Source organism: Halomonas sp. 707D4 (assembly GCF_024158685.1).
GTDB lineage: Bacteria > Pseudomonadota > Gammaproteobacteria > Pseudomonadales > Halomonadaceae > Vreelandella.
This window is the reverse complement of the sequence record NZ_JAMZBD010000213.1, coordinates 1-5,235: the sequence shown is the minus strand read 5'-3', so window position 1 is coordinate 5,235 and position 5,235 is coordinate 1. Positions and strand designations below refer to the sequence as shown.

The 5,235-nt window shown below is 65.2% G+C and carries 4 protein-coding genes; 3 read left to right on the top strand and 1 reads right to left on the bottom strand.

Annotated features, from left to right (window positions below; translation table 11 throughout):
• Together BIS11_RS10310 and BIS11_RS10305 are read left to right on the top strand one after the other, a co-directional pair.
• A partial coding sequence (locus BIS11_RS10310) for a cytochrome b (RefSeq protein ID WP_253586010.1) occupies positions 1-266 on the top strand: 266 nt, incomplete at its 5' end.
• A 98-nt stretch (positions 267-364) separates the two neighbouring features.
• Positions 365-2,026: a multidrug ABC transporter permease/ATP-binding protein gene (locus tag BIS11_RS10305; RefSeq protein ID WP_253425152.1), complete on the top strand. Its 1,662-nt coding sequence runs from the start codon at positions 365-367 to the stop codon at positions 2,024-2,026.
• An 18-nt stretch (positions 2,027-2,044) separates the two neighbouring features.
• On the opposite strand, the gene fhuF is transcribed toward BIS11_RS10305, so the two are convergent.
• Positions 2,045-2,812 (bottom strand): siderophore-iron reductase FhuF, encoded by a 768-nt coding sequence (gene fhuF, locus BIS11_RS10300; RefSeq protein ID WP_253425150.1) that lies wholly within the window; start codon positions 2,810-2,812, stop codon positions 2,045-2,047.
• Positions 2,813-3,034: 222 nt separating this feature from the next.
• Here fhuF and BIS11_RS10295 point away from each other — a divergent pair, with 222 nt between their 5' ends.
• The gene (locus BIS11_RS10295; protein ID WP_253425147.1) at positions 3,035-5,200 is read left to right on the top strand and encodes a TonB-dependent siderophore receptor; all 2,166 of its coding nucleotides are present in this window, start codon (positions 3,035-3,037) and stop codon (positions 5,198-5,200) included.
• Positions 5,201-5,235: the final 35 nt, after the last annotated feature.

Below are 5,235 nucleotides of genomic sequence, written 5' to 3'. Positions count from 1 at the left end.
ATCATCTGCTCTATCTTGCGCTGGTCCTCATGCCGCTGCTCGGCTGGGCGGCCACCGCCACCGGCGGCTATCCGGTCGAGTTCTTCGTCTGGCACCTGCCGGGGCTCGTGGGCCGGCATCCGGAGCTCTCCAGCACGCTGTTCGCCTGGCACGGCTTTCTGGGCTGGACGATCGTCGTGCTTCTGGTGCTGCACCTGTTCGGCGCACTCTATCACTGGCGCATCAAGCGCGATGGCGTCATGACCCGCATGAGCCTGTTCGACTGACAGCGCCGAGCTCCGGTGCTGAATGCAAATCACTCTCTTTATTGACTTGGGCGGTCAGTGCGTCACAATTCGCCGCCTAAGTCGATAGGGAGTGGAGCATGGAACTGTTGCGGGTGGTCTTTACGCACTACCGCTGGCCTTTTCTGGGGGCCATCCTGCTGAGTCTAGTCAGCGCGGGGCTCGGGGTGGGGGTGATCGCCTTCATCAACCAGCGCCTGATCGAAGTGGGTAGCCCGCTCTCGGCGCTTCCTCAATTTCTGGGCCTGCTCGCGGTGCTGCTGGCGGTGACGCTCGCCACCCAGGTGTCGCTCACGCTACTGGGCCACCATTTCGTCTTCGATCTACGCGCCCGGCTCGTCAAGCGCATCCTGGACACGGATATCGAGCGCCTGGAGCGGCTGGGCAATGCGACGCTTCTGGCGAGTCTTTCAAGCGACGTGCGCAACATCACCGTCGGGTTCGTGCGCCTGCCCGAGCTCGTGCAGGGGGCTGTGCTGACCCTGGCGTCCATTGCCTATCTCGCCTGGCTTTCGCCCTCCATGGTGGCGGTGACCGTGGTATGGATCGCCAGCACCATGACCGTGGGCTGGATGCTGATCTCGAGGGTGTACCGTCACTTTCATCTGGTACGGGCAAGCGAGGATCATCTCTACAAGGACTTCCAGTCCGCCATCGAAGGCCGCAAGGAGCTCGCCCTCAACCGGGACCGGGCGCGGCGCTTTTTCGACGAGAGCTTCACCCGGAACGCACGGACGTATCGCCATCACATCATTCGCGCCGACTCCTACCACCTGAGCGCCGGCAACTGGTCGAACATCATGATGCTGGGGGCGATCGGGGTGGTGTTCTTCATGGCCAACGGGCTTGGCTGGGCGAGCCCGGCGGTGGCCACGACGTTCGCGCTGGCGCTGCTGTTCCTGCGCACGCCGCTGATCCAGGCGATCGGCGCCTGGCCGACGCTGATCAGCGCCCAGGTCGCCTTCGACAAGCTGGCGAGCCTCGAGCTTGCCGCGTTCGAGCCGGGCTTCGAGGTCGATGACGCCTTTGCCGACTGGCAGCGCCTGGAACTCGTCGGAGTGAGCTATCACTACCCCGCGAGCGGCGCGGAGGAGGGCTTTCAGGTCGGGCCGGTGGATCTGGTGCTCGAACGCGGCGAGCAGGTCTTTCTGATCGGCGGCAACGGCAGCGGCAAGTCCACCCTGGCGCGGCTGCTCACGGGGCTCTACCAGCCCCAGAGCGGGCAGATCAAGCTCGATGGCCACACCTTGACCACTGCGCAGTGGCAGAGCTTTCGCGCGCGCTTTGCCAGCGTGTTCACGGATTTTCATCAGTTCGACACCGCCATGGGCCCTGGGGGCGCACCGGCAACCCCGGCCTTGGTGGAGACCTGGCTCGAGCGGCTGCACATGAAGCAAAAGCTTCAGTGGGAAGGCGAGCGGGTGATCAATACCCAGCTGTCCCAGGGCCAGCGCAAGCGTCTGGCGCTGCTGTTGGCGATCTGCGAGGAGCGCGACATCCTGATGCTCGACGAGTGGGCGGCGGACCAGGACCCGCAGTTTCGCCGCCTGTTCTACCGGGAGCTGCTGCCGCTTTTACGCGACATGGGCAAGACGGTGTTCGCGATCAGCCACGACGATGGCTACTTCGTGCACGCCGACCGGCTGCTCGAAATGTCGAAAGGCCAGCTCAAGGAGCTGACCGGCGCCCAGCGCGAGCGGGCAAGCGAAGACGCGGTGGCGCAGATCAGCGCACAGGAGTGACGCGCCGCCGTCAGCGTTTCAACGCGACCGGCGCGCTTGTCGGTCGCACCCTTCCAGCGGACAGTTGCTGCAAACGCTGAACTCGTCCAGCAGATAGCGCAGGCAGCAGAGCTTGCGTACCCGCTTCACTTCGTCGCTACCCTTTGGGGTATAGGTGCGCACCGGCTCGAACAGCGGGTTGCGTTTGCCGCCGAGTTCCCGGGATTCCAGCAGCGCTCGGGCGGCCTCGAGCGCGCCCGGATTCACCTCCGGGTGCCCGGCGAGTTCGTTGACGTAGTAATCCAGATAGCCGCCGGCATTGCTCCAGAACACCCGGGGTGCGACGCCGGAAAGAGCCGCCAGGCGCTCGATCAGCGGGGCCCAGTGGTGTTCGATCAGCTTGGCGAAGCGCTCGTGAGTACTCTGGCCGTGTAGCTGCGGACCCTCGTCGGGCAGCCAGAGCTGGCGCGTGCAGCCGTCGTCGTTGAAGAGGACGTAGACGTCGTCCAGGGCCACCGGCAGGTCCCGGTCGAGCAGTAGGTGCGCGGCCAGAGTCGGTACGGTGAGCGCAATGAAGTGCCATTTCGACCAAAGTGAGGCAATGGCCCGCTTGTCGCCCCCGGGATAACGAGCGGCGTAGCGCTGCATGTCCTGCTCGAGCAGCGCCGGGTTTCGCCAGCGGGATACCTTGATCGCCCCGACGGGAGGAGCGCCGCCGATCAACGGCGGTGTGAACAGTACCAGGGCGCCTTGGTAGCAGTCGGCAAGCGACGAGGTGGCCGTCGTTCGTTCTACCGCAAGAGACATGGGAGAGCTCCAGGATCTGACGCGAAGGGGGCGAATCGAAAAAAGTGTAAACGATAATGCATATCAGTAAAATAGCCATCAGGGAATAAATGCGTCTACATACCAAATGAAAGTGATTCTTTTTTGATGTAGCATCCGGGGCTCGAACACTCTTATCTGCCCCCGCCGTCATGAAGCCGCTCCCTCACTGGCAGCAAGGCGGTCATCGAACAGGGAATCTTCATGTCGCTGCCTTTCTCATCCCGATGCTCTCTCACCCTTGCGCTGCTCGGCGCCTCGATGCTGCCGGCCACGGCCCATGCACAAGCGCCGGGCGGTGAAAATGCGCTCGATACCGTGACCGTCATCGGCGAGGCCGTGGCCCAGGGCGATACGCTGGCCCCGGCCTTTGCCGGAGGACAGGTGGCCGCCGGCGCTCGGGTCGGTACCTGGGGGCAACGTCAGGCGATGGACGTGCCCTTCAACGTGATCGGCTTCACCTCGACATTGATCGACAACCAGCAGGCACGCACCCTCGGGGAAGTGCTCACCAACGATGCCTCGGTGCAAAGCGGCTTCGGCTACGGCAACTTCGCCGAGAAGTTCCAGATTCGCGGGTTCGAGCTCGATGGCGACGACATCGCCTACGGGGGGCTCTACGGTGTGCTGCCGCGTCAGATCGTGGCGGCCAACATCGCCGAGCGCGTGGAGCTGTTCAAGGGAGCCAATGCCTTCGCCAATGGCGTCTCGCCCAGCGGGTCGGGCATCGGCGGCGCGATCAACATCGAGCCCAAGCGCGCTGCGGATGAACCGCTCACCCGCTTGACGACCTCCATCACCGATAACGGCTACGTGCAAAGCGGTGTCGAGCTCGGGCGCCGCTTCGGCGACGACCACCAGTTCGGTCTGCGCGCGAGCGTCGAGCGTGGCCGGGGAGACAGCGCCATCGACCACGAGCAGCGCCGCGCTACCTCGGCGGTGGTAGGGCTCGACTACCGGGGCGAGCGAAGCCGCGCGTCGCTGGATATCGGCCACCAGGCCCATGACGTTCAACACGGCCGGTCCGTGGTTCACGTGGGAGCCGGGGTAGGAAGCGTGCCGAAGGCGCCGTCGTCCAGCACCAACTACGCCCCTTCCTGGGCGACGACCTCCCTCGAGACCAACTTCGCCATGCTGCGCGGGGAGGTCGACGTGACCGATGCCTGGACCGCCTACGCCGCCCTGGGCGGCAGCGATACCCGGGAGAGCGGCATCTACGGCTCGCCCACGGTGAATGATCTGGACGGCTCGGCCACGGTCGGGCAGATGAGCGTGCCTTACCGCGCCGAAGGGCTGGGCAGCCAGTTCGGCCTGCGCGGCGCCTTCGATACCGGGGTCGTGAGCCATCAGCTGGATCTCGGCTACTCCAGCGCTTACCGCACCACCCGGTCCGCCTACACCATGGCGTCGCCGGCGCTGCCGACCAACCTTTATCGCCCGGCGGACATCGCCTTTCGCGAGCCGGTCTTCGCCGGGGGAGACATGGGAGACCCGAACCTGAGAAGCCGAACCCGCAACAGCGGCGTCTCGCTTTCGGATACGCTGGGCGTGCTCGATGACCGCCTGCTGCTGACCTTCGGGGCGCGCTACCAGGACGTCGAGGTCTCAAACTTCGACTACGACGGCGATTTCGACAATCGCTTCAGCGATACCCGGCTCTCCCCGGTGTACGGGCTCGTGTTCAAGGCAACGGATGCGCTCTCGCTCTACGCCAACCGGGTCGAGGCGCTCCAGCCCGGAGAGACGGCACCCACCACGGCGGTGAATGCCGGCCAGAGCATCGGCCTGATCGAGGCACGCCAGGACGAGATCGGCGCCAAGCTCGACCTGGGCACCATTGGTGGCAGCCTGAGCCTGTTCGACATCGAGCAGCCCAACGCCTTCACCGATGCCGACAGCGGTGTCTACGGCTACTTTGGTGAGCAGCGCAATCGCGGGGTGGAGCTCAGCGTCTACGGCGAGCCGGTGGATGGCTGGCGCCTTTTGAGCAGCGCCACCTGGATGGATCCGGAACTGACCCGCACCGATGACGGTACCTTCGAGGGCAACGACGCGGTCGGTGTGCCGGGTTATCGCTTGGTGGTGGGCAGCGAGTGGGACATTCCCCGAGCGCCAGGCTGGACGCTCAGCGGTCGCGCGATTCGCAACGGCCATCAGTACCTGGACGCGGCCAACCAGCTCGAGGTCGCGCCCTGGACCCGTTGGGATCTGGGCGTGCGCTACGCAACGGATCTTGATACGACCACGCTGACCCTGCGGGCCAACATCGAGAACCTCACGGATGAAGACTACTGGGCCTCCGCGACCGGGGGCTATCTGAGCCAGGGCGAGCCGCGCACGCTCAAACTGTCCGCCGCACTCGACTTCTAGGTCGCGTCGGGCGCCGTCAACGCGTCGCCGAGAAG

Bases quoted from the DNA above. Each gene is read 5' to 3' on its own strand.
- BIS11_RS10295 (WP_253425147.1), top strand. From the start codon at position 3,035: ATGTCGCTGCCTTTCTCATCCCGATGCTCTCTCACCCTTGCGCTGCTC.
- fhuF (WP_253425150.1), bottom strand. From the start codon at position 2,812: ATGTCTCTTGCGGTAGAACGAACGACGGCCACCTCGTCGCTTGCCGAC.
- BIS11_RS10305 (WP_253425152.1), top strand. From the start codon at position 365: ATGGAACTGTTGCGGGTGGTCTTTACGCACTACCGCTGGCCTTTTCTG.